Here is a 25,248-nt window from a genome sequence, read left to right as displayed (position 1 = left end):
ACACCTGATGCCGGTTCGCACCAGCGTCAGAAGATGACTTCGCCGGACTTTCGCTTGGTGCGCAGCATGTCGATGGCCTCTTTGAGGATCTCGGTGGCCTCGGTCTCGGAGCGGCGCTCCTTGACGTAGGCGAGATGGGTCTTGTACGGCGCGATCTTCTTGGCCGTCGGCCGGTTGTCAGCGTCGACGCTGGCTGGCATGCCGCAACGCGGGCAGTCCCACGCCTCCGGCACCTCCGCCTCGATAGCGAACTGCAGCTCGGTCGTGTGGTTGTTGATGCAGAAGAACGTCACGAACTGCCGAGGCGCGGCCTGACCACGCTCTGCCTCGCCCATGGGGCCCGAGCCGATACGGCTGCCCCGGATGGCACCTGCTGCCACTAGTTGCTCACCTTCAGGAGCAGACCGAGCGCAAAGATGCACACGACCCAGACGACGGCGATTCCGACCGTGATCCGGTCGAGGTTGCGCTCGGCGACCGAGGAGCCGCCGAGCGAGCTGGAGACCCCGCCACCGAACATGTCGGAGAGGCCGCCCCCGCGCCCCTTGTGCATGAGGACGAGGACGATCATCAGCAGGCTGCTGATCGTCAAAAGTAGCGAGAACGTCAAGATCACGTTGGGCCTTCGTTGTCAGGCGCCGGACAGGTCCGGCATGGCGTAGAACCGGGCGATCCCGGCGAACTCCTCCGCTTGGAGGCTTGCTCCGCCGACCAGGGCACCGTCGACATCCGACTTCGCCATGATGGCGGCGATGTTCGCCGCTTTCACCGATCCGCCGTAAAGGATACGCAATGCCGCAGCGACCTCCGGCGACCAGGTCTCCTCGACCCGCGCACGGATGGCCGCACAGACCTCCTGCGCGTCCTCGGGTGTGGCAACCTCGCCCGTGCCGATCGCCCAGACCGGCTCGTAGGCGACGACGACAGAAGCGAGCTGCTCGGCGGTGAAACCAGCGAGCGAGCCGTCGAGCTGAGCGAGCGTGTAGGCGACGTGGTCACCGGCCTGGCGGATCTCCAGACCCTCGCCGACGCAAACGATCGGGCTCATGCCTGCGTCGAGCGCCTTGCCGGCCTTGACGTTGACGAGCGCATCGCTCTCGGCGTGGTGCTCACGACGCTCGGAGTGTCCGACCACGACGTACGAGCAGCCCAGCTTGGACAGCATCGACGCCGGGATCTCACCGGTGTAGGCGCCGCCGTCGTGCTCGGAGACGTCTTGCGCCCCGTAGCCGATCGCCAGGTGGTCACCGTCGACGAGCGTCTGCACGCTGCGCAGGTCGGTGAACGGCGGGATCACGACGACCTCGGACTTGTCGAAGTCGTGCTTCTTGTCCTGCAGCGTCCACGCGAGCTTCTGGACGAGGACCACGGCCTCCTGGTGATTGAGGTTGGACTTCCAGTTGCCGGCCATCAGTGGCTTGCGTGCGGAGGCCATGTCAGTTCCCTTCGAGGCGCTGTTGATCGAGCTGGTCCAAGATGTCGAGGCCCGGGAGCGTCTTGCCCTCGAGGTACTCCAGGCTGGCGCCGCCGCCGGTCGAGATGTGACCGAAGTCCGAATCGGCGAAGCCCAGCTGACGTACCGCCGCGGCCGAGTCTCCCCCGCCGACGACCGAAAGTCCATCGACTTCGGTCAATGCCTGCGCCACCGCCTTGGTGCCGGCAGCGAAGGCCGCCATCTCAAAAACGCCCATGGGACCGTTCCAGAACACGGTCCTGGACCCACGAATGATCTCGGCGAAGCGAGCCGCCGAGTCGGGGCCGATGTCCAGGCCGAGCTGGTCGGCTGGCATCGCGTCGGCAGCGACAGTCGTGGCGGGTGAGTCGGCGTTGAACTCCGGAGCCACGACGATGTCGGTCGGCAGCACCAGATCCACGCCCTTGGCGGCCGCCTGCTGGATGTAGCGACGCGCGATGTCGAGCTGATCTTCCTCGAGCAGCGACTTGCCGACCTCGTGGCCCTGGGCCTTGAGGAACGTGAAGACCATGCCTCCACCGATCAGCAGGCTGTCGGCCTTGTCGAGCAGGTTGTCGATGACACCGAGCTTGTCGGACACCTTCGAGCCACCCAGCACCACGGCGTAGGGGCGCTCTGGGTCGTCCGTGAGCCGCTTGAGGACCGTAACCTCGGCCTCGACCAGTCCACCGACAGCCGACGGCAGACGGCTCGCGATGTCGTAGACGCTGGCCTGCTTGCGGTGCACGACCCCGAATCCGTCCGAGACGAACACGTCGGCCAGGGCTGCCAGATCGTCGGCGAAGGCGCCGCGCTCGGCGTCGTCCTTGCTGGTCTCGCCCGGGTTGAACCGAACGTTCTGCAGCACCGCGACCTGACCGTCCTGGAGCGCCGCAGAGATGCGCTGGGCCTCCGGGCCGACCGTGTCGTTCGCGAACAGCACAGGGGCGCCCAAGAGCTCTGCGAGCCGCTCGGCGACCGGCGCGAGGGAGTACGTCGGGTTGGGTACGCCATCGGGACGACCCAGGTGGGCCGTCACGAGGACGCGGGCTCCTGCGTCGGCGAGCGCCTTGATCGTCGGGACGCTCGCGCGAACGCGACCGTCATCGGTGATCCTCGAGCCGTCGAGCGGCACGTTGAGGTCGCTGCGGACGAGTACGCGCCTGCCGCGCAGGTCACCCAGATCTGAGACCGTCTTCACGGCTCAGAGCGACGATCCGACGTGGACGACCAGGTCGGCGAGGCGGTTGGAGTAGCCCCACTCGTTGTCGTACCAGCCGACGACCTTGACCTGGTCGCCGATGACCTTGGTCAGACCCGAGTCGAAGACGCAGGATGACGGGTCGGTGACAATGTCGGACGAGACGATGGGGTCCTCGGTGTAGGTCAGGAAGCCCTTGAGCGCGCCTTCGGCCGCGTCCTTGACGATCTGGTTGACCTCTTCGACCGTCGTCTCACGCGATGCCGTGAACGTCAGGTCGGTTGCCGATCCGGTCGGCACGGGGACGCGAAGCGCGAAGCCGTCGAGCTTGCCCTTGAGCTCGGGGAGCACGAGGCTCACGGCCTTGGCCGCGCCCGTCGAGGTCGGGACGATGTTGATCGCCGCGGCGCGCGCCCGGCGCAGATCCGAGTGCGGAGCGTCCTGCAGGTTCTGGTCCTGCGTGTACGCGTGGATCGTGGTCATCAGGCCGCGCTCGATGCCAAGGGCATCGTTGAGGGCCTTGGCCATCGGCGCCAGGCAGTTCGTGGTGCACGAGGCGTTGGAGATGATGGTGTGGGCCGCAGCGTCGTAGGTGTCGTGGTTGACGCCCATGACGATCGTGACGTCCTCGTTCTTCGCCGGGGCGGAAATGATGACCTTCTTGGCGCCGCCGTCGATGTGGGCCTTGGCCTTGGTCGCGTCGGTGAAGAAGCCCGTGGACTCGATGACGATGTCGACTCCGACGCTGGCCCAGTCGAGGTTTGCCGGGTCGCGCTCGGCGAATGCGGCGATCCGCTGGTCGCCGACAGTGATCGAACTGTCGTCGTAGGACACGTCGGCGTCGAGGCGGCCGAGGATCGAGTCGTACTTGAGCAGGTGCGCGAGGGTCTTGTTGTCCGTCAGGTCGTTGACGGCGACGATCTCGATGTCTGCCCCGGCGGCACGAGCCGCGCGAAAGAAGTTGCGGCCGATGCGGCCAAATCCGTTGATGCCTACGCGTACGGTCACGGGGACTGTCTCCTGCTGGATCGGGGTGGGTGGCATGTTCACCCTACCGAGTTGCTGGCGCTACCGGCGAGTCACCTCACCCGGTGGGATCAGCCCTCCGCGAGACGCTCGTCGCCGAGGGTGGACTCGGTGTCCGGCACGCCCAGCTCCTCGGCCCGTTTGTCGGCCATCGCGAGCAGGCGCCGTATGCGTCCGGCGATGGCGTCCTTCGTCAACGCGGGCTCGTGCAGCTGGCCCAGCTCTTCGAGGCTGGCCTGCCGATGCTCGACCCGCAGGCTGCCGGCCATCTTGAGGTGATCGGGGACCTCATCGCCGAGGATCTCCAGGGCACGCTGTGCGCGGGCGCCTGCCGCGACCGCTGCCCGCGCCGATCGACGCAGGTTGGCGTCGTCGAAGTTGGCCAGCCGGTTGGCGGTGGCGCGCACCTCGCGCCGCATGCGGCGTTCTTCCCACGCCAGCAACGACTCGTGCGCACCGAGCCGGGTCAGCAGGGCACCGATCGCCTCGCCGTCACGAATCACGACGCGGTCGATCCCCCGGACCTCGCGAGCCTTGGCGCTGATGCCGAGTCGTCGGGCCGCGCCGACCAGCGCAAGAGCAGCCTCCGGTCCCGGGCAGCTGACCTCAAGTGCCGAGGACCGGCCGGGCTCGGTGAGCGAGCCGTGGGCCAGGAACGATCCGCGCCACGCAGCGACAGCGTCGCACGACGAACCCGAGACGACCTGCGGTGGGAGCCCACGGATGGGACGACCGCTTCCGTCGATGAGCCCGGTCTGGCGAGCCAGTGCCTCGCCGTCCTTGGAGACCCGGACGACGTAGTGGGTGTCCTTGCGGATGCCTGCGTTCTGCATCACGAGCACCTCGCTGTCGTGCCCATAGATCTCCGCGATGTCCTTGCGGAGACGCCGGGCAGCCGCACCGGTGTCGAGCTCCGCCTCGATCACGATGCGCCCCGAGACGATGTGCAGACCACCGGCGAAGCGCAGGATCGAGGAGACCTCGGCCTTGCGGCAACACGACTTCGTGATGGTGGTGTTGGCGAGTTCCGCCTTCACCTGAGCCGTCATCGCCATTCGGCCGAACCCCTTTGTGTCGAGAATGTGGTCACTCTATGCCTGTCTCATGACTCGACCGAAAGCGGCCGCGAGCCGCCCCGGGTCGTGCTGGTCCGATCCTGGGCTGGCCGCGATGTCCGCGACATGCAACCGGGCGCCGAGTCCGCGTGCGGTCGACTCCAGCGTGCCACGCGTGTCAACGAGGCTGCTGTCCGCGATCACGGCATCGAGCCGAAGCTCGGGCGCGTGCGCCGCCAGGACCTCGAGGTGGTCGGTCGGGGTCAGGCCCTCGGTCTCGCCCTCCTGCTCCATCAGGTTGAGCACCAGGATGCGCTTGGCGGACGTGGTCGTCAGCGCATCTCGCAGGTCCGGCACCAGCAACGTCGGCATGACGCTGGTGAACCATGACCCGGGTCCGACGACGACCCAGTCGGCGTCCTCGACTGCGGTCACGGCCTCGGGGCAGGCGGGTGGGTCGATCGGGTCGAGCCGCACCGTGACGACCTGTCCATCGGTCTTGGACACCTCGACCTGGCCTCGTACGAGCGTCAGCCGGTCCGGCGCCGAGCGCAGGTGGACGTCGGCCTCGATGTCCAGCGGTACCGAAGCCATCGGCAGGACCCGGCCCTGCGCACCCAGCAGCTCCCCGACCAGGTCGAGACCCGCGACATGGTCACCCACCTGGTCCCATATCGCCGCGATCAGCAGATTGCCCACGGCATGGTCCCTGAGCTCCCCTGTACCCGAGAACCGGTGCTGCAGGATCGCCGCCCACTGCCGTCCCCAGTCGTCGTCACCGCACAGGGCCGCCAGCGCCATGCGCAGGTCGCCGGGAGGCAGTCCGCCGAGCTCAGCGCGGATCCGGCCGGACGAACCACCGTTGTCGGCGACCGTCACGACGCCCGTCAGGTTGGTCGAGATGCGCCGCAACGCCGACAGGCTCGCGGCGAGGCCGTGGCCGCCCCCGAGGGACACGACCTTGAGATCCCCCTCGGCGCGTCCGGCGACGTGCGTGGGTCGCATCGTCGCCACGACTACTCCCGACCCAGGTCGCGGTGGACCACGAGGGTCCGGACACCCTGCATCCGCAGCCGCTCCGCGAACGCCTCCGACATCGCCACGCTGCGGTGGCGACCTCCCGTGCAACCGATCGCGATGGTCAGGAAGTGCTTGTCCTCGTTGAGATATCCGCCAGTCAGGAGCTCGACGAGCGACTCGTACTGCTCGAGGAACTCCGCGGAACGTGGTTGCCGCAGAACGAAATCGCGTACCGGCGCGTCGAGCCCGCTCAGGGGTCGCAGCTCCTCGACCCAGAACGGGTTTGGCAGGAATCGCAGATCGGCGACCATGTCGGCGTCGATCGGCAGGCCGTACTTGAACCCGAATGACACCACCGAGGCCCGCAGCCCGCCGGTGTCAGCGTCCTCGAACGCGCCGCGGACCCGCTGGGCCAGCTGGTTGACGTTGAGGTTGGAGGTGTCGACGACGATGTCGGCGCGACCACGGATCCGGCGGAGGAGCTCACGCTCGCGGTCGAGACCGTCCATCAGACGCCCCTCGAGGCTCAGCGGATGCGGGCGCCGCGCTGCTTCCTGTCGGCGGACCAGGACCTCGTCGGCCGCCTCGAGGTAAAGGATCCGGGTGTTCACCCCGGAGTCACGCAGGTCTTCCAGCGCGTCGACCAGGCCGCCGAAGAAGTGCCGCGAGCGTGCGTCAACCACGACCGCGAGTCGATCGATGTCCTCGGACTGCCGGATCGTCGACACGGCCTGGGACAGGAGCCCCGGCGGAAGGTTGTCGATGACGTAGTAGCCGAGCTTCTCGAGCACCTTGGCGGCCGTACCCCGCCCGGCTCCGGTCATGCCGGTGATGAGCACGAGCTGCGTCAAGGTCGTCAACGGTCCTCCAGGATTTCGCCGGTTGCGGTGTTGATGGCGGGGGTCTGCTCGCCAGTCGCGAGCGCCTCCACGATGGATTGTGCCGTAGCCGCGCCGATCCCGGGCACGGAGGCGATCTCCTCGGCCGTCGCGGCACGCAGCTTCTTGACCGAGCCGAACGACTTGAGCAGGGCCTTGCGCCGGGTCGGACCGAGACCCTGCACGGGATCGAGCACGCTCTCGATCATCGACTTGCTGCGGCGACCCCGGTGGTGGGTGATGGCAAAGCGGTGCGCCTCGTCGCGAAGCCGCTGCAGCAGGTAGAGGCCTTCGCTCGTGCGGGGCAGGATCACCGGATCCTCGTCCTCCGGCAGCCAGACCTCCTCGAGTCGCTTGGCCAGACCCACCAGAGCGATGTCGGTGATGCCGAGCTGCTGCATCGCCGCGTGCGCCGCGGCGACCTGGGGCGGCCCACCATCGACGACCACGAGCGCAGGTGTGTACGCGAAGCGTCGGGGCTTGCCGGTCTCCGGGTCGATACCGGGGCCCTCATCATGGTTGCCCTCGCGCGCCTTGAGCAGCTGGCTGAAGCGTCGGGTGATGACCTCGTGCATCGCGGCGACATCGCTCTGGCCCTCGTTGCGGATCGTGAAGCGGCGGTACTCGGACTTGCGGGGCAGACCGTCCTCGAAGACGACCATCGACGCGACGGTCTCGGTCGCCCCGAGGTTGGAGATGTCGTAGCACTCGATCCGAAGCGGCGCGGTCTCCAGGTCGAGCGCCTCCTGGATCTCCTCGAGTGCGAGACTGCGCGCCGTCAGGTCCGAGGAACGCTTCATCTTGTGCCGCATCAGCGATTGCTTGGCGTTCTGCTCGACGGTCGCCATCAGTGCGCGCTTGTCCCCTCGTCGGGGTACGCGGATCGTGACGGGCCCCTCGCGCCGCTCTGCCAGCAGCTCGGTCACGGTCGCGGAGTCCGCCGGCATCGTCGGGACCAGCACCTCGCGTGGGATCGCCGCGGCGTTGGCGTCCTGGTAGAGCGTCATCAGCGCCCGCTGTACGAGCTCGGGGAAGTCGGCCTCGTCGGCCTTCTCGGCGACCCAGCCGCGCTGCCCGCGGATCCGGCCGCCGCGCACTGAAAAGATCTGCACCGCGATCTCGAGCGGGTCATCGACGAAGCCCAGGACGTCGGCATCCGTGCCGTCGCCGAGCACGACGGTCTGCTTCTCCAGCACCCGGCGCAGCGCGCCGAGGTCGTCGCGGAGCTTGGCAGCGAGCTCGTACTCCTGGTTGTCGGAGGCGTCGCGCATGCGCTGCTCAATGCGCTTGGTGAACCCGGCCGTCTGACCGCCCATGAATGCGAGGAAGTCGTTGACGATTGCCCGGTGCTCCTCGGGGCTGACCCGACCCACGCACGGGGCGGCGCACTTGCCGATGTCCCCCAGCAGGCACGGGCGCCCGATCGCCTTGGACCGGCGGAACACGCCGGCCGAGCACGAGCGCATCGGAAAGACCCGCAGCAACGTGTCGACGGTGTCGCGGATCGCCCACGCGTGGCCGTACGGGCCGAAGTAGCGGACGCCCTTGCGCTGTGCACCGCGCATGACCGTGACCCGCGGGAACTCCTCACCGACGGTCACCGCGAGCCACGGGTAGGACTTGTCGTCGCGGTACTTGACGTTGAACCGCGGATCGAACTCCTTGATCCAGGAGTACTCCAACGCCAACGCCTCGACCTCGGTGCTGACGACGGTCCAGTCGACCGAGGCACCCGTCAGCACCATCTGCTGCGTGCGGGGGTGCAGGCCCGAGATGTCCTGGAAGTACGAGCTCAGTCGAGGTCGCAGCGACTTGGCCTTGCCGACGTAGATGACTCGGCGATCGGCATCACGGAACCGATAGACGCCGGGCTCGGCCGGGATCTCGCCCGGGGCCGGCCGATAGCTTGCAGGATCTGCCACCGAGCCAGCCTACGAGGTGACCAGGAGCGGCTTGAGGTACGTGCCGGTGTGGCTGTCGGGGCTGTTGGCGATGTCCTCGGGAGTGCCCTCCGCAATCAACAGGCCGCCGCCGCTTCCGCCCTCGGGACCCATGTCGATGACCCAGTCGGCAGTCTTGATGACATCGAGGTTGTGCTCGATGACGATGACCGAGTTGCCGGTGTCGACGATGCGTTGCAGGACGCCGAGGAGCTTGCGGATGTCTTCGAAGTGCAGGCCCGTCGTGGGCTCGTCGAGGACGTAGACCGTGCGGCCGGTCGACCGCTTCTGCAGCTCGGCGGACAGCTTGACCCGCTGCGCCTCGCCACCGGACAGCGTCGGGGCGGACTGGCCCAGGCGTACGTAGCCCAGTCCCACGTCGACCAGGGTGCGCAGGTGGCGTGCAATCGCGGGGATGGCTTCGAAGAACTCGACTGCCTCCTCGATCGGCATCTCGAGCACCTCGGCGATGGTCTTGCCCTTGTAGTGGACCTCGAGCGTCTCGCGGTTGTAGCGGGCGCCGTGGCAGACCTCGCACGCGACGTAGACGTCGGGCAGGAAGTTCATCTCGATCTTGATCGTGCCATCGCCCGAGCACGCCTCACAGCGTCCGCCCTTGACGTTGAACGAGAACCGGCCCTGCAGGTAGCCGCGCATCTTGGCCTCGGGCGTCTGCGAGAACAGCTTGCGGACGTGGTCGAAGACGCCGGTGTAGGTCGCGGGGTTGGACCGTGGGGTGCGGCCGATCGGGGACTGGTCGACATGAATGACCTTGTCGACCTCCTCGAGTCCCGTGATCGTGCGGTGCCGGCCGGGGATCGTCCGTGCGCCGTAGACCGTACGCGCGAGCTGGGTGTAGAGGATGTCGTTGACCAGCGTCGACTTGCCCGAGCCGGACACGCCCGTCACGGCGACGAACATGCCCAGCGGGAACGTCACGTCGATGTCGCGCAGGTTGTGCTCCTTGGCGCCGTGCACCGTGAGCTCTCGGCCCGGGACCCGCTCGCGCCGTGACTCCGGAAGCGGGATCGACTTGCGTCCGGAGAGGTATTGACCGGTCAGCGAGTCCTCGCTGGCGAACAGTTCCTCGACCGGGCCCGAGACGATGACCTGTCCCCCGTGCTCACCGGCTCCGGGGCCGATGTCGACTGCCCAGTCGGCCGCGCGGATGGTGTCCTCGTCGTGCTCGACGACGATCAGGGTGTTGCCGAGATCGCGCAGACGGAGCAAGGTGTCGATCAGCCGGTGGTTGTCGCGCTGGTGCAGGCCGATCGACGGTTCGTCCAGGACGTACAGCACGCCGACGAGGCCGGCGCCGATCTGGGTCGCGAGCCGAATCCGCTGGGCTTCGCCGCCGGACAGCGAGCCGGCCGCGCGGTCGAGCGCGAGGTAGTCCAGGCCGACGTCCAGCAGGAAGCGCAGTCGTTCGTTGATCTCCTTGAGGACCCGCTCGCCGATCTGGAGCTCGCGGTCGCTCATCTCGAGGGTCTGGAGATATTCGGACGCCTCGCTGATCGACAGGGCGCAGACCTCGGCGATGTTCTTGGGGCCGAACTTTTCGGACTCCAGGGTCACAGCGAGGATCACCGGCTTGAGCCGGGTGCCCTGGCAGACCCGGCACGGAACCTCGCGCATGAACCCTTCGAGGCGTTCGCGACTGGTGTCCGACTCGGTCTCGTCGTGCCGGCGCTCGAGGTAGGTGATCGCGCCCTCGAACTCGGTGTAGTAGGACCGTTCGCGACCATATCGGTTCTTGTAGCGCACGTGGACCTTGGTCGCGTGGCCGCGCAGGATCGCCTCCTGCACCTCCTCGGACAGATCACCCCACGGGGTGTCGGCGCTGAAACCGAGCTCGTCGGCGAGCGCGCCGATGAGCCGGGAGAAGTAGTCCGACACATGTGCCGACGCCCACGGGACGACGGCGCCCTCGTTGAGTGACTTGGCGTCGTCGGGGACCACGAGCTCGGGGTCGACCTCCATGCGGGTGCCGAGCCCGTGACACTCGGGGCACGCGCCGAACGGAGCGTTGAACGAGAACGATCGGGGCTCGAGCTCGTCGACCTCGAGCGGGTGGTCGTTGGGGCAGGCGAGCTTCTCGGAGAACCGGCGGGTGCGCTGCTCGTCGCCCTCCGGCAGGTCGACGTAGTCGACGATCACGAGGCCGTCGGCCAGGCCGAGCGCGGTCTCGACCGACTCGGTCAGCCGCTGCTTGGCGCTGTCCTTGACCTGCAGGCGGTCGACCACGACGTCGATCGTGTGCTTCTTCTGCTTCGCGAGCTTGGGCGGCTCGTCGGACAGCATGTGCGTCTCGCCGTCGACGATCGTACGGCTGAACCCCTGGGACTGCAGCTGGCGGAACAGCTCGCCGTACTCGCCCTTGCGCCCGCGGATGATCGGGGCGAGGACCTGGAACCGGGCGCCCTGCTCGCCGGCCATGATGCGGTCAACGATCTGCTGCGGGGTCTGCTTGGCGATGAGCTCGCCGCACACCGGGCAGTGCGGGCGGCCGGCGCGGGCGTAGAGCAGGCGGAGGTAGTCGTAGACCTCGGTGATCGTGCCGACCGTCGATCGCGGGTTGCGTGAGGTCGACTTCTGGTCGATCGAGACGGCCGGGGAGAGCCCCTCGATGAAGTCGACGTCAGGCTTGTCCATCTGGCCCAGGAACTGGCGGGCGTACGCCGACAGCGACTCGACGTAGCGACGTTGACCCTCGGCGAAGATCGTGTCGAACGCCAACGAGGACTTGCCGGATCCGGACAGGCCCGTGAACACGATCAGCGAATCTCGCGGCAGGTCGAGCGAGACGTCCTTGAGATTGTGCTCTCGTGCACCGCGGATGACGAGGCGGTCGGTCACAAGGCTCCCCTGAAATGAGTGGTGGTTTTGGGCACAGCTCGCGCCCACTTCATCGTAACGACGGGGTGCGACAGTTTCCTCCCGGGAGCGTGGTCGGGCTCGTCACACCCGGCGCCGTCCGGGTCTGGCAGGCTGACCTCCATGACGTACACCGGAGAAGTCGAGGTCGGCGGTCCTGCCGACGTGCAGCCCGCAGGCGACCTGCTGATCACCAAGGTCGCGGTCGGCGACATGAACAACAACGCGTACCTGCTGCGCTGCGTGCTGACCGGAGAGCAGGTGCTGATCGACGCCGCCAACGAGGCCGACACCCTGCTCGGCCTGATCGGGGGCGACGGGCTGGCCCGCGTCGTGACAACCCACCGACATGGAGACCACTGGCAGGCGCTGCCGACGATCGTCGAGCGCACCGGCGCCGAGACTGTCGCCGGCGAGGACGACGCCGACGAGCTGCCGGTCACCGTCACGACCCGCGTCCGCACGGGGGCCCGTGTCCGGGTCGGATCGTGCGAGCTCGAAGTCATCGAGGTCGCCGGCCACACTCCCGGCTCGATCGTGCTGGCGTACGACGACCCCGACGGCATCGTGCACCTGTTCACCGGCGACTCGCTGTTCCCCGGTGGGGTCGGCAAGACCTGGGCACCGGAGGACTTCGTGACCCTGATCGATCAGGTCGAGTCCAAGATCTTCGGACGCTTCGGAGACGACACCCACGTCTATCCCGGCCACGGGACCGACACGACGCTCGGTGTCGAGCGTCCGCACCTCACGGAGTGGCGCGAGCGGGGCTGGTGAGCGACAGCTGATTCGAGTGGCGGTCCCTCGAGCAGCGCCTACTGTTCGAAGGGTGAGGATCATCGCGGCCGTTGTGCTGCTGGGCGCGCTGTCTGCCTGCGCTGGCGGCTCCGAGCAGACCGGGGACGAGACCACGACCTCTCCCCTGTCGATCGTCGAGGCCCAGACCAAGACGTGTGCCGAGGTGCGCACCGGGATCGACCTGTTCAACGCGAAGGACTACGCGGGCACCGTTGCGAGCTTCGAGAAGGCCAAGGTCACCGCGAAGGTCTACGCCACGATCAGCGAGGAGCCCGAGGCTGACGCGTTGCTGGATGCGGTGGAGTACTACGCCAACCTCGCGCCCGCGGACTACCCCGAGGCCGCGCGGACATCCGAGAACTTCGCCCGCAACAAGGCCATCACGCTCAACCAGTGCGCATCAGATGGCACATCGGCCGGCACTCCGACCTAGGAGTCCTCGGCGACCCGCGGCAGCATGACGTCCATGGCATTGACCGCATCCGCCGTGCCGGCGTGGTCTGTCACGGTCAGAATCTGACCGGGAGCTCGTCGACGCCGTACACGAAGGACAGCTCGCGGAACCTCAGCTCCTCCTGTGGCTTGGCGAGGGCGAGGTCGGGGAACTTCTGGAACAGCTTGGGCAAGGCGATACGCAGCTCCATGCGGGCGAGCTCGGCGCCGATGCAACGGTGGATGCCGTGCCCGAAGGCCAGGTGTCCGCTGGCTGGGATGCGGTACGGGTCGAACTCGTCGGGGTGGTCCCCAGCTGACCGCGGATCACGGTTGGCGCCGCTGAGCGAGGCCAGCACGACGTCGCCGGCCTTGATCCGCTGACCGAACAGCTCCATGTCGCGCTTGGCGAATCGCGGGAACGCGACCTGCACGACCGACAGGTAGCGCAGGAGCTCCTCGACGATCCGCTCGACATCGGCCGGCTCGCCGCGACGGATCAGCTCGGCGTACGCCGGATCACGCAGCAGCACGATCGTGCCGAGTGCGATCATCCCGGCGGTGGTCTCGTATCCACCCGTGAACACTCCGTCGGCGAGCCCGGCGAGGTCGACGTCGGAGATCAAGTCGCCCTCATCACGCAGGATCTGCCCGATCAGGCCCGGGCCCGGTTCCTTGCGCTGTTTCGCCACGGCTGCAAACAGGAACTCGCGCTGCTCGGAGACCGCACCGAAGGCCGCGGCACCACCGTTGGTCGCGTCGAAGCGTGCGCTGCCGAGCTTTTCGAACGCGTCGCGATCCTCGTAGTCGAGCCCCAGCAACGCGCAGATGGTCTGGAACGGCACCGGGAAGGCCAGATGCTTGGCCAGGTCAGCACCGGTGCCCTCGATCGCGAGAGCATCGAGCTGGCGGTCCACGATGTCGCTGATCATCGGCTCGAGCCGAGCCAGCCGTCGCATCGTGAACTCGGGGGTCACGATCTTGCGCAACCGCGTGTGCAGCGGAGCATCCGTGAAGCCCAACCCACCGATGTCATCAGAGGTGGCTGGGCCGTCGCCGTGGAACATGTGCCGGATGTCGTTGGAGTACGAGTCCCGGTCGGTCAGGATCTGCCGCGCCTCGTCATGGCCCGTCACGAGGTAAGCGCGAAAGTTGAACGGGAGGTCCAGCTTGTGCATGGGCTGGGTCGCCCTGATCTCGGCGAGCCGCGGGACCGGATCCAGGCCGTGGCGTTGCAGTGGCACCTTGGTCGGTTCGGGGATGAACGAGATCCGGGAAAGATCGATGCCCTTCCGCTGGATGCGTCGCATGACCAGCTTGCCGGCCCACCCAGAAATCCTCGCTCTCACATCAACCACGGGTCGAAACTACACCGATCGGTTGCGGGGTTCAGCCACTCGGTTGAGGCTGAGGCAAGATGGCGCTTCAAATCGGCCCATATGGAGGGGGACTCATGGCGACGGACGCTGCAAACTCGAGATCGGGCACGACGCTCAAACGAGTCATGGGGCCGAGGTTGCTCCTGCTGTTCATCGTGGGCGACATCCTCGGCACCGGGATCTACGCCCTGACCGGGCAGGTCGCCGCCGAGGTGGGCGGGGCAGCATGGCTGCCGTTCATCGTGGCCTTCGCCGTAGCCCTGCTGACGGCGCTGTCCTATCTCGAGCTCGTGACGAAGTATCCGCAGGCGGCCGGCGCGGCGCTGTACGTCCACAAGGCCTTCGGCGTGCACTTCGTCACCTTCATCGTCGCCTTCACCGTCATGAGCTCGGGAATCACGTCTGCGGCGACGGCGTCGAACGCGTTCGCCGACAATCTGGCGGCCGGCATCGGCTGGTCCGCCTCCGACAGCCAGATCATGCTGACCGCGATGGGTTTCATGCTGCTGGTCGCCGCGGTCAACTTCCGCGGAGCCAGCGAGAGCGTCAAGACCAATGTGGTCCTGACGCTGGTAGAGATCTCCGGCCTCGTGCTGGTGATCGTCATCGGCTTCTACGCCATGGCCGGTGGCGATGCCGACTTCAGCCGGATCACGGCATTCGACACCCCGGACGACAAGAACGTCTTCCTGGCGGTCACGACGGCGACCTCGCTCGCGTTCTTCGCCATGGTCGGCTTCGAGGACTCGGTCAACATGGCCGAGGAGTGCCACGAGCCCAGCCGGATCTTCCCCAAGATGATGCTGACCGGGCTCGGGATTGCCGCGGTGATCTACGTCCTGGTCTCGATCTGCGCCGTCGCGCTGGTCCCTGTCGGCGACCTGGCCGATCCCGACAACGCGCCACCCCTGGTGCAGGTCGTCGCCGCCGGTGCACCGAATTTGCCGGCCGACGACATCCTTCCGTTCATCTCCATGTTCGCGGTCGCCAACTCGGCGTTGATCAACATGATGATGGCCAGCCGGCTGCTCTACGGGATGGCGAGGCAGGGGGTCCTGCCCGAGAGCCTCTCGAAGGTGCACAGCCGGAACCAGACGCCGTGGGCCGCGATCACGTTCACGACCGCGCTGGCGCTGGTCCTGATCGCGTACGTCGCCAACGCCAGCGAGAACGTCGTCACAGTCCTCGGCGGCACGACGTCACTGCTGCTGCTCGGGGTCTTCGCCGTGGTCAACGTCGCAGTCCTCGTGCTCCGGCGCGATCGGGTCGATCACGCGCACTTTCGCACCCGCACAGGCGTCGCCGTGACCGGGGCGCTCGCGTGCCTGTACCTGGTGACTCCACTCTCGGGACGCAGCGGCGACCAGTACGTCGTGGGTGGGCTGTTGCTGGCGATTGGCCTCGTCCTGTCGGTGCCGATCTACCTGCACCGTCGGGCCCACGGCGAGGACATGACGATGTCCGACCCCGAGGACGCCGACTGAGGTCAGCCGGCCGACTCGCGGCGCGATGACACCGTGAGGCTGACCACGGCGGTGACCGCGAGGATCACGACGATCACCCCGAGGCTCAGCAGCGTCGGGATCTCGGGCACGTCGAACGGCTTGCCACCGTTGACGAACGGCAGCTCGTTGGTGTGGAGCGCGTGCAGCACGAGCTTGACCCCGATGAAGGCCAGCAGGATGGCGAGTCCCTGCGAGAGGTAGATCAGCTTCTTGAGCAGGTCACCGAGCAGGAAGTAGAGCTGGCGCAGACCCATCAGGGCGAACACGTTGGCCGTGAACACCAGGTAGGGCTCCTTGGTCAGGCCGTAGATCGCCGGGATCGAGTCGAGCGCGAACAGCAGGTCGGTCGTGCCGAGCGACAGGATCACCAGGAACATCGGCGTGATGAATGTCTTGCCGTTCTCCTTAATGAACAGCGTCAGCCCGTGCCACTCGTCCTTGGTGTTGAGATAGCGCTTGGCCAACCGGACGACACCGTTCTCGCCGTCGTCGTCGTGGTCGGTGTCCTTGACCAGCGTCCACGCGGTCCACAGCAGGAACGCGCCGAAGATGTAGAAGATCCACGAGAAGTTGTTGATCGCGACGGCACCGATCGCGATGAAGATGCCGCGGAAGATCAGCGCGATGATGATGCCGACCAGCAGGGCCTCCTGCTGCAGCTTTCGCGGGACCTTGAAGCTCGCCATGATGATCAGGAAGATGAACAGGTTGTCGATCGAGAGGCTGTACTCGGTCAGCCAGCCGGCGAAGAACTGCAGCCCGAAATCGCCACCCTTCTCGGGCACGTCGTGGTGGACCATGACCCAGATGCCGAAGGCGATCGCCAGACCGACGTAGCCGGCCAGATAGACCGTGCATTCCTTGATCGTCGGCTCGTGCGGGCGCCGGGCCACGATCACGACGTCGAACAGCAGGACGGCGATCGTCACGCCGATCGTCACGAACCACTCGGTCTGCGAGACCGACATGCTCACGGTGTCGGCGGCCCTCTCGGCCAGGGGAAGCATCACGGCGTGTATCTCCGGTCGTCAGGGCGCCGGAGGTCTCTTCCGCCGCATCGAGCGGCCCGCAACACCGGGAGACTGCTGGGAGCCACCGTGATGACGACGTTGCGATCGGGGAATACTCCCCTCCACGACCCATTCTTGCAGGTGGAGCCCTGTTCTGCCTCGTCGGTTGTCAGTGCTGGCTAGAGCGCTCGCCCGCGCAGCTCCAGCCACACCCCGCGGGGCCATCCGCCAGTGGGCTGCAGTCCGGGGTGACCGAAGGCATCCGGCGGCGCGGTCTGCGGCTCGAGGCAGACCGTGGTCTCCGGAACGTCGTAGACGACCCACCACGGGGTCGATGCGCTCAGCGTCAGCTCCAACGCGCCTGGCCAGGTGATGACCGGCGCCGAGGAAAGTCGGAAGCAGTCGTCCCACGGCCCGGGGTGTGGCGCCGTGAGCCGTCCGGTCGGCAGACCGTCGTTCCCGCGCTCGACCATGGCCCCGGCGTCCAGTGGCCACACTGCGGGCTCACCGACATCGAGCTGACGTCGGAACCAGGGGTGCAGCCCGACCGAGCACGGCGATTCGCTGTCGTCGTCCCAGCTCAGCTCGATGCGGAGGCCGTCATCGAGCAGCGCGTAGGTCAGGGTCGCGACACCTTCAGTGGGCCACGGCGGCCCGATCGCGAGCTCGTACGCGCCCTCGCCCAGTGACTGCCAGGCGGCGGCGTGGGCCAGGCCGTGTAGGGCGTTGCCATCGTCAGCCAGGGGCAGCTGGTGCTCCGCTCCCCCGACGAGCAGGACACCATCGCGGATCCGGCCCGCCCACGGGACCATCGGGAAGCAGCCGTCGGCGATGGCCGGATCGACCGACGGGTCGGTGGCTCGGCCGAGGACCTCGTGACCGTCGAGCTCGAGGCTCACGAGTCGAGCCCCCCGGCCCGGGTCGATGACGGCACGAACACGGTCGTTCTCCAGGACGTCGGTCACCCCGCCAGTCTGGACCAGCGGGTCAGACACCCGCCTGGAGCATGCTGCGGAGCTCCTTCTTGAGGTCGCCGATCTCGTCGCGCAGCCGGGCCGCGACCTCGAACTGCAGCTCTGCTGCGGCACCTCGCATCTGCTCGCTGAGCTGCTCGATCAGATCGGCGAGCTCACCCGAGGGCAGGTCGGCCAGCGAAGTGGTGTGCTTCCCCAGCGGGACCGGGGCGCCCTTGCGGCGCTTGTCACCCGTCGCGGCGAGCAGCGAGGCGGTGTCGGCGTCCTCACGGGCCAGCATGTCGGTGATGTCGCCGATCTTCTTGCGCAGGGGGGTCGGGTCGATGCCGTTGGCCGTGTTGTAGGCAACCTGCTTCTCCCGACGACGGTTGGTCTCCTCGATCGCCCAGCCCATCGAGTCGGTGATCCGATCGGCGTACATAATGACCTGACCCGACACGTTGCGGGCGGCCCGGCCGATCGTCTGGATCAGCGAGCGCCCCGAGCGCAGGAAGCCCTCCTTGTCGGCATCGAGGATCGCGACCAGGCTCACCTCGGGCAGGTCGAGCCCCTCACGCAGCAGGTTGATGCCGACCAGCACGTCGTACTCGCCCATCCGCAGCTCACGCAGCAGCTCGACGCGCCGCAGGGTGTCGACCTCACTGTGCAGGTAGCGCGTGCGGATGCCGGCCTCGAGGAGGTAGTCGGTCAGGTCTTCGGACATTTTCTTGGTCAGCGTCGTGACCAGGACGCGCTCCTGGCGCTCCGTGCGGATGCGGATCTGGGTGATCAGGTCGTCGATCTGGCCCTTGGTCGGCTTGACGATGACCTCGGGGTCGATCAGCCCGGTGGGACGGATGATCTGCTCGACGACGTCGCCCTGCACCTTCTCGAGCTCGTACTTGCCGGGCGTCGCCGACAGGTAGAGCGTCTGACCGATGCGGTCGAGGAACTCGGGCCACTTCAGCGGCCGGTTGTCCATCGCGCTCGGGAGCCGGAATCCGTGCTCGACCAGCGAGCGCTTGCGGGACATGTCGCCCTCGTACATGGCGCCGATCTGCGGGATCGTCACGTGCGACTCGTCGACGACCAGCACGAAGTCGTCGGGGAAGTAGTCGAGCAGGCAGTGGCCGGGGGTGCCGGGGCCGCGCCCGTCCATGTGGCGGGAGTAGTTTTCGATGCCGGCGCACGTGCCGACCTGCTGCATCATCTCCAGGTCGTACGTCGTGCGCATGCGCAGTCGCTGCGCCTCGAGCAGCTTGCCCTCGCCCTCGAGCTCGGCGAGCCGCTCCTCCAGCTCGACCTCGATCGTGCGCATCGCCCGGTTCATGGTCTCCTGGCCGGCGGCGTAGTGCGTCGCGGCGCCGACGTAGAGCTCCTGGTCATCGCTCAGGACCTCACCGGTCAGCGGGTGCAGGGTCATGAGCCGCTCGATCTCGTCGCCGAAGAACTCGACCCGTACGGCGTGCTCCTGGTAGACCGGGAAGATCTCGATCGTGTCGCCCTTGACCCGGAACGTGCCACGGGTCGAGCTGACGTCGTTGCGGACGTACTGGGCCTGCACGAGGGTGCGAAGCAGCTCGTCACGAGGCTGCTCCTCACCGACCTTGAACCCGATCATCCGCTCGAGGTACTCCTGTGCCGAACCGAGACCATAGATGCATGACACCGTCGCGACCACGATGACGTCGCGGCGGGTCAGGAGTGACCACGTCGCAGAGTGGCGCAGCCGCTCGACCTCCTCGTTGATCGAGGAGTCCTTCTCGATGTAGGTGTCGCTCTGCGCGATGTACGCCTCTGGTTGGTAGTAGTCGTAGTAGGAGACGAAGTACTCGACGGCATTGTTGGGCAGCAGCTCGCGGAGCTCGTTGGCGAACTGCGCAGCCAACAGCTTGTTGGGCATCATCACGAGCATCGGCCGCTGCAGCCGCTCGGCCAACCACGCCGTCGTCGCGGTCTTGCCGGTGCCGGTCGCGCCGAGCAGGACGTTGTCGACCGCGCCCGAGTTGATGCGGCGTTCGAGCTCGGCGATCGCGGCCGGCTGATCACCTGCGGGCTGGTATTCGGAGACGACCTCGATGGGAGCCACCTGGCGCTGCAGCTCGGACACTGACCTCATACGACGAGCCTACGTCCCGCCTCCGACAAAGGGCCTTAAAGTGGTCTCATGCCCGTCTCTGAACGCCGCGCAGAGCGCAAGAGGGAGATCCTGGACGCCACCAGGTCCCTGTTCGATGAACGTGGCGTGAGCGACGCCCAGATTGAGGACATCGCACGCGCGGTGGGGATCAACCGCGCCATCATCTATCGACACTTCTCCGGCAAGGAGGAGCTGTTCGCCCAGACTCTCGTGGGCTACCTCGACGAGCTCGACACGGCCCTCGCCTCGGCCGACGACGCGTCCTGCGAGCCGGTCGACCGGCTACAGACCCTGTCCGACACCTTCCTCGACTTCGGCGCCGGCCTGCCGGCGTTCGTCGACTGCGCCCAGGCGCTCCTGCGGCGGCGCGGCGAGGAGCTCATGGAGGAGGTCAGCGAGCGGGTCATGTTTGACCTGGGACGGGCCATGGCCGCCTGCCTGTCGCACGTCGTGACGGTGCTCGAGGCGGGGACCGCGACCGGCGAGTTCCATGTCCGCGATCCTTACCTGCTGGCCAACGTGCTCTACACCCAGTCGCTCGGAGTCATGAACCTGGCGACGTTGCAGCTCTCGGTCCGTGAGCAGAACCCCGGCCTCCCCGCCGTCGATGCCGTCCCGTTCGATGAGGTCAAGCACCTCGTGACCCTCGCCGCCGTCGCGATGGCCCGCGGCACGGTCTGATCCGCCACCGCGCCGCCGTCTAGTCCGCCCGTAGCAGCAGGCGGCGCCACGCATCGGAGATCCAGCGCTCGAACTCTGTCGCTGCCCAGCCTCGCTCCTGCACGAGCAGGACCCAGTACTCCGCGGCATTCATGCTCCAGATGACGTCTGCCACGCGCTGGTCGCCGAGGTCATCCCGAAGCTCTCCCGTCGCTCGCAGGTCGGCCGCAAACTCCAGCATGTTGCGTGCCCTCCGGGCACTGATGTCCCTCCACAGGGCGCGGCACGGCTCGTCGGTGGACGCCGCATCCCGCAGCGCGATGAAGATTGGCGCCATCCGCTCGTGGATGTCGGTGATCGCGCGGGCGTAGATGTCGATCTTGTCCGTCGCGGCAGGCGCCTCCCTGATCAGGCGGACGTACTCCCGTTGCCGGGCCGGCACCGCTACGGCGCGACCCGACAGCGACGTCTCAACAAGCTCACGCATCAGATCAGGCTTACGCCCGATCGCCTGGTAGATCGTGTCGACGTTGACGCCGGCCTGCTGGGCGATCAGCTGCACCGTCGTACGGCGATAGCCCCGCTCAACAAACAGCGCTCGGGCGGCAGCCAGGATCGCGCCGCGGGTCTTCTCTGCCTGCTCGGCGCGCACCGTCGAGGTGTAGCTGCGGGTCTTGACTGGTTCGTCCATCGGTGCGACGCTACCAGAATTAATCCGAATATGGTTCGGGTCAATTCAGGAGAGTGTTCATCATGGTTCACGCATTCACCCAGGACGTGCCGATCGACCTACCCACGTACGAGAAGATCATCGCCAACCTCGGCCCGGATCCGTTGGAGGGATGCATCCTGCACCTCTGCGTCCGCCGGGTCGATGGCGGCTTGCGCTATATCGACGTGTGGGAGTCCGAGCAGAAGTGCGCCGATGCATTCGACCAGCGCATCCATCCCGCGGTGGACCAGGCGCTCGGCGGCAACCGACCTGCCGAGGAGCCGCACAGCGACCGCCTGGACGTCCTGCACGCCTCAGGCTCAGCCCTGTAGCTCCCCAACGCGCTGAGCCTGACGTCTCTGTCGAGCGACACCGGTGTGTCGCAACAGAAGCGTCAGGCTCAGCGGGAGGGGTGGCTCAGCTGCTTCGTGGGGTCACGCCTCGAGGATCGCGACGACACCCTGACCGCCAGCGGCGCAGATCGAGATCAGGCCACGGCCCGATCCCTTCTCGTGCAGCAGCTTGGCCAGGTTGGCGATGATGCGACCACCCGTCGCGGCGAACGGGTGCGCCGCGGCGAGGGACGAGCCCTTGACGTTGAGCTTGCTGCGGTCGATCGAGCCCAGCGGCAGGTCCAGACCGAGACGCTCCTTGCAGAAGGTCGGGTCCTCCCATGCCGCGAGGGTCGTCAGGACCTGGCCCGCGAACGCCTCGTGGATCTCGTAGAAGTCAAAGTCCTGCAGCGTCAGACCCTGGCGCGCGAGCATCCGCGGCACGGCGTAGACGGGAGCCATCAGCAGGCCCTCGGCGCCGGACACGTAGTCGACCGCAGCGGTCTCGTAGTCGACGAGGTACGCCTCGGGGGTCCAGCCATGCTTCTTGGCCTCGTCCTCGGACGCCAGCAGCACGACGGACGCGCCGTCGGACAGTGGAGTCGAGTTGGCCGCGGTCATCGTGGCGCCGTCACCCTTGCCGAACACCGGCTTGAGCTTCGCGAGCTTTTCGATGCTTGAGTCCGGACGCAGGTTGTTGTCCTTCGTGACTCCCATGAACGGAGTGACCAGGTCGTCCTGCCAGCCCTCGTCGTACGACTTGGCGAGGTTGAGGTGCGACGCCACGGTGAGCTCGTCCTGCGCCTCACGGGTGATGCCCCACTCCTTGGTCGTCAAGGCCTGACTGTCGCCCATCGAGAGCCCGGTGCGCGGCTCGGCGTTGCGCGGCTGGTCGGGTGCCAGGTCCGCCGGTCGGATCCGAGCCAGCGCCTTGAGGCGACCCTTGGTGTCCTTGGCGCGGTTGGCGTCGAGCAGGATCTTGCGGAGCTTGTCGCCCACGGCGAGCGGCGCGTCGGACGTCGTGTCCGACCCGCCGGCGATGCCGGACTCGATCTTGCCGAGCGCGATCTTGTTGGCGACCAGCACCGCCGCCTGGATGCCGGTGTCGCAGGCCTGCTGGACGTCGAACGCCGGGGTGTCGGGCGACAGCTTGGAGCCCAGGACCGTCTCGCGGGCCAGGTTGAAGTCGCGACTGTGCTTGAGGACCGCACCGGCGGCGAGCTCGCCGACCCGCTCACCCTCGAGACCGAACCGGTCGACGAGCCCGTCGACTGCCGCGGTCAGCATGTCCTGGTTGGACGCGTTGAGGTAGACGGAGTTGGAGCGCGCGAACGGGATGCGGTTGCCGCCGATGACGGCGACTCGGCGCACCTGCTGCGGCGAGGCTGCAGCTGCGGCCCTCTTGGACGGCGCCTTCTTGACAGTCTTCTTGGCTGGGGTGGTGTCCGCCATGGCGGTCTCCTCGATCTTCGTGAACGATGATTCTGAACGTGATGAGCACCGCATCCACGATGGTGGACTGGTGCCGTTTGATGAGGCTACAGTTTCAGCAGCATTCCAGATACCAATGGTATCCGAGAGATAGGACACACCCAAGTCATGGCAGATCGCTATCAGTCCCTTGCTCACAACCCGATCGGCAAGTTCCTCATCAAGAACCTGGGTCTGCCCAACCCTCCCGTGCTCGAGCGCTGGACCGAAGGCGCGCCGCTGGTCAAGGGCACGGTCCTGATCGGCGCAGCCACGGGCGGCACGCTAGGCAAGAAGCTCAACAGCACCCTGAAGTCCAGTGGCATCACGGCGGTCGGCGTGCGCGCCGATGGCAAGCGCTACAAGGGCCTCGTGTTCGACGCGACCGGCATCTCCGACACCGCGGGCCTCGCCGACATGCAACAGTTCTTCACCCCCGCGCTGCGCAGCCTGGCGGCCTCGGGCCGGCTCGTCGTGATCGGCACCCTCCCCGAGCAGGCCACCTCCGAGACTGCCGCGATAGCGCAGCGTGCACTCGAGGGCTTCGTGCGCTCGGCGGGCAAGGAGGTCGGCGGCAACGGCAGCACCGCCAACCTGGTCTATGTCGGCGCCGGCGCCGAGGACGCGCTCGGCTCGACGCTGGAGTTCCTGCTCTCCCCCAAGTCGGCCTTCGTCGGCGGTCAGGTCATCCGACTGGGCCTGACCGACCTGGTCTCCGCCGACCCCGTGGCCGACCGGGCCAAGCCGCTGGCCGGCAAGGTCGCCCTGATCACGGGCGCCTCGCGCGGACTCGGCGAGGCCATGGCCCGCACGTTGCACCGTGACGGCGCGCAGATCGTCGGTCTCGACGTCCCGCAGCTGTCCGCCGAGCTCGACGCCGTCATGGCCGAGCTGGGTGGCACGGCGATCGCCGCGGACATCACCGCCGAGGACGCACCCAAGGTCATCGCCAAGGCGCTCAAGGATGCCCACGGCGGTGTCGACATCGTCGTGCACAACGCCGGGATCACCCGCGACAAGCGGCTCAAGAACATGTTGACCGAAAACTGGAACCTGGTCATCGACATCAGCGTCGGCGCCCCGCAGCGCATCACCGCCGAGCTGCTCGACCAGAAGCTCCTCCGCAAGGGTGGACGCGTCATCGGCATCTCCTCGATCGCCGGCATCGCCGGCAACAACGGGCAGACGAGCTACGGCACCGCCAAGGCCGGCGTGATCGGCTTCGTGGAGGATCTGTCCAAGCGGGTCGCGAAGGACGGCATCACGGTCAACGCGATCGCGCCGGGCTTCATCGAGACCGACATGGTCAACACCATGCCCCTCGGCATCCGCGAGGCGGGCCGCCGACTCAGCTCGTTGTCGCAGGGTGGCCAGCCGATCGACGTGGCCGAGGCCATCGCCTGGTACGCCAACCCCGGCTCGTCCGCGATCTCCGGCAATGTCGTGCGGGTCTGCGGCCAGGCACTGATCGGAGCCTGACATGGTCACCCGAACGTTCGACAAGGCGCCGTCCACCGCGCCGCTGATGCTCAAGGCCGTCCTCCCGGCGATCCCCCTCGTCGGGGGTCTGCCGGGGGTCCGGCACGCCAAGGGTTCGGTCCCGGAGATCGTGCTCGAGCGCAAGGGTGTCCAGACCGACCGCGCACACCTTGAGACGTACAACGAGGTCTGCGGGTTCCCGCGCGGCGACACCCTGCCGGCGACGTACCCGCACATGGCCGCATTCGGGCTCCACCTGGCTCTGATGACCGACACAGCCTTCCCGTTCGCTCCCATGGGCCTGGTCCACCTGCGCAACACCATCACGCAGCACCGGCCGATCGGGGTCGATGAGTCCTTCGACGTGTCGGTCCGCGCCGCTGACCTGCGCCCCTTCCCCAAGGGCTCGCTGGTCGACGTCGTCACGGAGATCTCGATCGCCGGCGAGCTCGTCTGGGACGAGGTCACGACGCTGTTCTCCCGCCACAAGGGCGGCTCGGCGGAGACCTCACCGGCGCCGCTGGTCGGCATCGAGGCTCCGGACGGCGTCGTGCACTGGAAGCTCGGAGGTGACCTCGGCCGCCGCTACGGCGCGGTGTCGGGCGACCGCAACCCGATCCACCTCTACCCGCTGACCGCGAAGGCGTTCGGCTTCCCGAGCAACATCGCACACGGCATGTGGACGCTCGCGCGGAGCCTCTCGGCGATCCAGAACAAGCTCCCCGGGGCGTTCACGGTCGATGCCGAGTTCCGCAAGCCAATCCTGCTGCCGGGAACCGTCGTCTTCGGGTCGCGAACCAAGGGAGCCGATCTGGTTTTCGGGGTCAAGGGTGCCAAGAAGCCCGTGACACACCTCGTCGGGCGAGTCCTCACGCAACCGTAACTTCGAGTTACCGGGCGTCGTTGTCCCCAGCAACGACCCTGGAAGGAA

23 protein-coding genes are annotated in these 25,248 nt (G+C 67.3%); 7 read left to right on the top strand and 16 right to left on the bottom strand.

Features of this window, described 5'->3' with window-relative positions; translation table 11 throughout:
* Positions 1-26: 26 nt before the first annotated feature.
* The 10 genes from C6I20_RS06405 to uvrA form a co-directional block, all read right to left on the bottom strand.
* On the bottom strand, positions 27-380 hold the full coding sequence (locus C6I20_RS06405) for an RNA polymerase-binding protein RbpA (protein WP_118395201.1): 354 nt from the start codon (positions 378-380) through the stop codon (positions 27-29).
* Positions 380-616 (bottom strand): preprotein translocase subunit SecG, encoded by a 237-nt coding sequence (gene secG, locus C6I20_RS06400; RefSeq protein WP_118395200.1) that lies wholly within the window; start codon positions 614-616, stop codon positions 380-382. Before secG ends, C6I20_RS06405 begins: the two co-directional genes overlap by 1 nt.
* A gap of 15 nt (positions 617-631) precedes the next feature.
* On the bottom strand, positions 632-1,435 hold the full coding sequence (gene tpiA / locus C6I20_RS06395) for a triose-phosphate isomerase (RefSeq protein ID WP_118395199.1): 804 nt from the start codon (positions 1,433-1,435) through the stop codon (positions 632-634).
* A gap of 1 nt (position 1,436) precedes the next feature.
* Entirely contained in the window at positions 1,437-2,654 is a 1,218-nt protein-coding gene (gene pgk, locus C6I20_RS06390; RefSeq protein WP_118395198.1) for a phosphoglycerate kinase, read from the bottom strand.
* A gap of 3 nt (positions 2,655-2,657) precedes the next feature.
* A complete protein-coding gene (gap, locus tag C6I20_RS06385) occupies positions 2,658-3,662 on the bottom strand; it encodes a type I glyceraldehyde-3-phosphate dehydrogenase (protein ID WP_118395197.1) in 1,005 nt (334 codons plus the stop codon).
* 89 nt (positions 3,663-3,751) lie between these two features.
* Positions 3,752-4,735, bottom strand: a complete 984-nt coding sequence (whiA, locus tag C6I20_RS06380; protein WP_118395196.1) for a DNA-binding protein WhiA — start codon at positions 4,733-4,735, stop codon at positions 3,752-3,754.
* 36 nt (positions 4,736-4,771) lie between these two features.
* Positions 4,772-5,740 (bottom strand): uridine diphosphate-N-acetylglucosamine-binding protein YvcK, encoded by a 969-nt coding sequence (gene yvcK / locus C6I20_RS06375; protein WP_118398661.1) that lies wholly within the window; start codon positions 5,738-5,740, stop codon positions 4,772-4,774.
* An 11-nt stretch (positions 5,741-5,751) separates the two neighbouring features.
* A complete protein-coding gene (gene rapZ / locus C6I20_RS06370; protein WP_118395195.1) occupies positions 5,752-6,615 on the bottom strand; it encodes an RNase adapter RapZ in 864 nt (287 codons plus the stop codon).
* Entirely contained in the window at positions 6,612-8,555 is a 1,944-nt protein-coding gene (gene uvrC / locus C6I20_RS06365; RefSeq protein ID WP_118395194.1) for an excinuclease ABC subunit UvrC, read from the bottom strand. The genes rapZ and uvrC overlap by 4 nt, the downstream gene beginning before the upstream one ends.
* 9 nt (positions 8,556-8,564) lie before the next feature.
* On the bottom strand, positions 8,565-11,429 hold the full coding sequence (gene uvrA / locus C6I20_RS06360; RefSeq protein ID WP_118395193.1) for an excinuclease ABC subunit UvrA: 2,865 nt from the start codon (positions 11,427-11,429) through the stop codon (positions 8,565-8,567).
* Between the two features lie 141 nt (positions 11,430-11,570).
* Between uvrA and C6I20_RS06355 the strand changes: the two genes are divergently transcribed.
* Together C6I20_RS06355 and C6I20_RS06350 are read left to right on the top strand one after the other, a co-directional pair.
* Positions 11,571-12,224: an MBL fold metallo-hydrolase gene (locus C6I20_RS06355; protein WP_118395192.1), complete on the top strand. Its 654-nt coding sequence runs from the start codon at positions 11,571-11,573 to the stop codon at positions 12,222-12,224.
* 52 nt (positions 12,225-12,276) lie between these two features.
* Positions 12,277-12,678 (top strand): hypothetical protein, encoded by a 402-nt coding sequence (locus tag C6I20_RS06350; protein ID WP_118395191.1) that lies wholly within the window; start codon positions 12,277-12,279, stop codon positions 12,676-12,678.
* A 76-nt stretch (positions 12,679-12,754) separates the two neighbouring features.
* On the opposite strand, the gene C6I20_RS06345 is transcribed toward C6I20_RS06350, so the two are convergent.
* The gene (locus C6I20_RS06345; protein WP_118395190.1) at positions 12,755-14,035 is read right to left on the bottom strand and encodes a cytochrome P450; all 1,281 of its coding nucleotides are present in this window, start codon (positions 14,033-14,035) and stop codon (positions 12,755-12,757) included.
* Between the two features lie 95 nt (positions 14,036-14,130).
* Between C6I20_RS06345 and C6I20_RS06340 the strand changes: the two genes are divergently transcribed.
* Positions 14,131-15,540: an APC family permease gene (locus tag C6I20_RS06340; RefSeq protein ID WP_118395189.1), complete on the top strand. Its 1,410-nt coding sequence runs from the start codon at positions 14,131-14,133 to the stop codon at positions 15,538-15,540.
* A gap of 2 nt (positions 15,541-15,542) precedes the next feature.
* Here C6I20_RS06340 and C6I20_RS06335 read toward each other — a convergent pair whose 3' ends face one another.
* The 3 genes from C6I20_RS06335 to uvrB all read right to left on the bottom strand — a co-directional run bounded on the left by C6I20_RS06335 (position 15,543) and on the right by uvrB (position 19,643).
* The gene (locus tag C6I20_RS06335; protein ID WP_254052314.1) at positions 15,543-16,568 is read right to left on the bottom strand and encodes a TerC family protein; all 1,026 of its coding nucleotides are present in this window, start codon (positions 16,566-16,568) and stop codon (positions 15,543-15,545) included.
* 182 nt (positions 16,569-16,750) lie between these two features.
* The gene (locus C6I20_RS06330; protein ID WP_162891167.1) at positions 16,751-17,536 is read right to left on the bottom strand and encodes an aldose 1-epimerase; all 786 of its coding nucleotides are present in this window, start codon (positions 17,534-17,536) and stop codon (positions 16,751-16,753) included.
* 22 nt (positions 17,537-17,558) lie between these two features.
* Entirely contained in the window at positions 17,559-19,643 is a 2,085-nt protein-coding gene (gene uvrB / locus C6I20_RS06325) for an excinuclease ABC subunit UvrB (protein ID WP_118395187.1), read from the bottom strand.
* Positions 19,644-19,691: 48 nt separating this feature from the next.
* On the opposite strand from uvrB, the gene C6I20_RS06320 reads away from it, so the two are divergent.
* Positions 19,692-20,345, top strand: a complete 654-nt coding sequence (locus tag C6I20_RS06320) for a TetR/AcrR family transcriptional regulator (protein WP_118395186.1) — start codon at positions 19,692-19,694, stop codon at positions 20,343-20,345.
* 19 nt (positions 20,346-20,364) lie between these two features.
* Here C6I20_RS06320 and C6I20_RS06315 read toward each other — a convergent pair whose 3' ends face one another.
* Positions 20,365-21,015: a TetR/AcrR family transcriptional regulator gene (locus tag C6I20_RS06315; protein WP_118395185.1), complete on the bottom strand. Its 651-nt coding sequence runs from the start codon at positions 21,013-21,015 to the stop codon at positions 20,365-20,367.
* A 62-nt stretch (positions 21,016-21,077) separates the two neighbouring features.
* Between C6I20_RS06315 and C6I20_RS06310 the strand changes: the two genes are divergently transcribed.
* Positions 21,078-21,368 (top strand): hypothetical protein, encoded by a 291-nt coding sequence (locus C6I20_RS06310; protein ID WP_118398657.1) that lies wholly within the window; start codon positions 21,078-21,080, stop codon positions 21,366-21,368.
* 102 nt (positions 21,369-21,470) lie between these two features.
* Here C6I20_RS06310 and C6I20_RS06305 read toward each other — a convergent pair whose 3' ends face one another.
* Positions 21,471-22,820, bottom strand: coding sequence for an acetyl-CoA C-acetyltransferase (locus tag C6I20_RS06305; RefSeq protein WP_216823000.1), 1,350 nt, complete (start codon positions 22,818-22,820; stop codon positions 21,471-21,473).
* A 147-nt stretch (positions 22,821-22,967) separates the two neighbouring features.
* Between C6I20_RS06305 and C6I20_RS06300 the strand changes: the two genes are divergently transcribed.
* Both C6I20_RS06300 and C6I20_RS06295 read left to right on the top strand, forming a co-directional pair.
* Positions 22,968-24,317, top strand: a complete 1,350-nt coding sequence (locus tag C6I20_RS06300; RefSeq protein ID WP_118395183.1) for a 3-oxoacyl-ACP reductase — start codon at positions 22,968-22,970, stop codon at positions 24,315-24,317.
* 1 nt (position 24,318) lies between these two features.
* On the top strand, positions 24,319-25,200 hold the full coding sequence (locus C6I20_RS06295) for a MaoC family dehydratase (protein WP_118395182.1): 882 nt from the start codon (positions 24,319-24,321) through the stop codon (positions 25,198-25,200).
* The last annotated feature ends 48 nt before the right edge of the window (positions 25,201-25,248 follow it).

The organism is Aeromicrobium sp. A1-2, assembly GCF_003443875.1.
Taxonomy (GTDB): domain Bacteria; phylum Actinomycetota; class Actinomycetes; order Propionibacteriales; family Nocardioidaceae; genus Aeromicrobium.
This window is presented reverse-complemented; position numbering and strand designations above follow the sequence as displayed.

What these genes read in the sequence shown, in the direction of transcription:
- uvrB (WP_118395187.1), bottom strand. Translation starts at nt 19,643, where the DNA reads ATGAGGTCAGTGTCCGAGCTGCAGCGCCAGGTGGCTCCCATCGAGGTC.
- C6I20_RS06305 (WP_216823000.1), bottom strand. Translation starts at nt 22,820, where the DNA reads ATGGCGGACACCACCCCAGCCAAGAAGACTGTCAAGAAGGCGCCGTCC.
- C6I20_RS06335 (WP_254052314.1), bottom strand. Translation starts at nt 16,568, where the DNA reads ATGCTTCCCCTGGCCGAGAGGGCCGCCGACACCGTGAGCATGTCGGTC.
- C6I20_RS06315 (WP_118395185.1), bottom strand. Translation starts at nt 21,015, where the DNA reads ATGGACGAACCAGTCAAGACCCGCAGCTACACCTCGACGGTGCGCGCC.
- C6I20_RS06355 (WP_118395192.1), top strand. Translation starts at nt 11,571, where the DNA reads ATGACGTACACCGGAGAAGTCGAGGTCGGCGGTCCTGCCGACGTGCAG.
- C6I20_RS06340 (WP_118395189.1), top strand. Translation starts at nt 14,131, where the DNA reads ATGGCGACGGACGCTGCAAACTCGAGATCGGGCACGACGCTCAAACGA.
- C6I20_RS06295 (WP_118395182.1), top strand. Translation starts at nt 24,319, where the DNA reads ATGGTCACCCGAACGTTCGACAAGGCGCCGTCCACCGCGCCGCTGATG.
- C6I20_RS06310 (WP_118398657.1), top strand. Translation starts at nt 21,078, where the DNA reads ATGGTTCACGCATTCACCCAGGACGTGCCGATCGACCTACCCACGTAC.
- C6I20_RS06320 (WP_118395186.1), top strand. Translation starts at nt 19,692, where the DNA reads ATGCCCGTCTCTGAACGCCGCGCAGAGCGCAAGAGGGAGATCCTGGAC.
- yvcK (WP_118398661.1), bottom strand. Translation starts at nt 5,740, where the DNA reads ATGCGACCCACGCACGTCGCCGGACGCGCCGAGGGGGATCTCAAGGTC.
- whiA (WP_118395196.1), bottom strand. Translation starts at nt 4,735, where the DNA reads ATGGCGATGACGGCTCAGGTGAAGGCGGAACTCGCCAACACCACCATC.
- C6I20_RS06300 (WP_118395183.1), top strand. Translation starts at nt 22,968, where the DNA reads ATGGCAGATCGCTATCAGTCCCTTGCTCACAACCCGATCGGCAAGTTC.
- tpiA (WP_118395199.1), bottom strand. Translation starts at nt 1,435, where the DNA reads ATGGCCTCCGCACGCAAGCCACTGATGGCCGGCAACTGGAAGTCCAAC.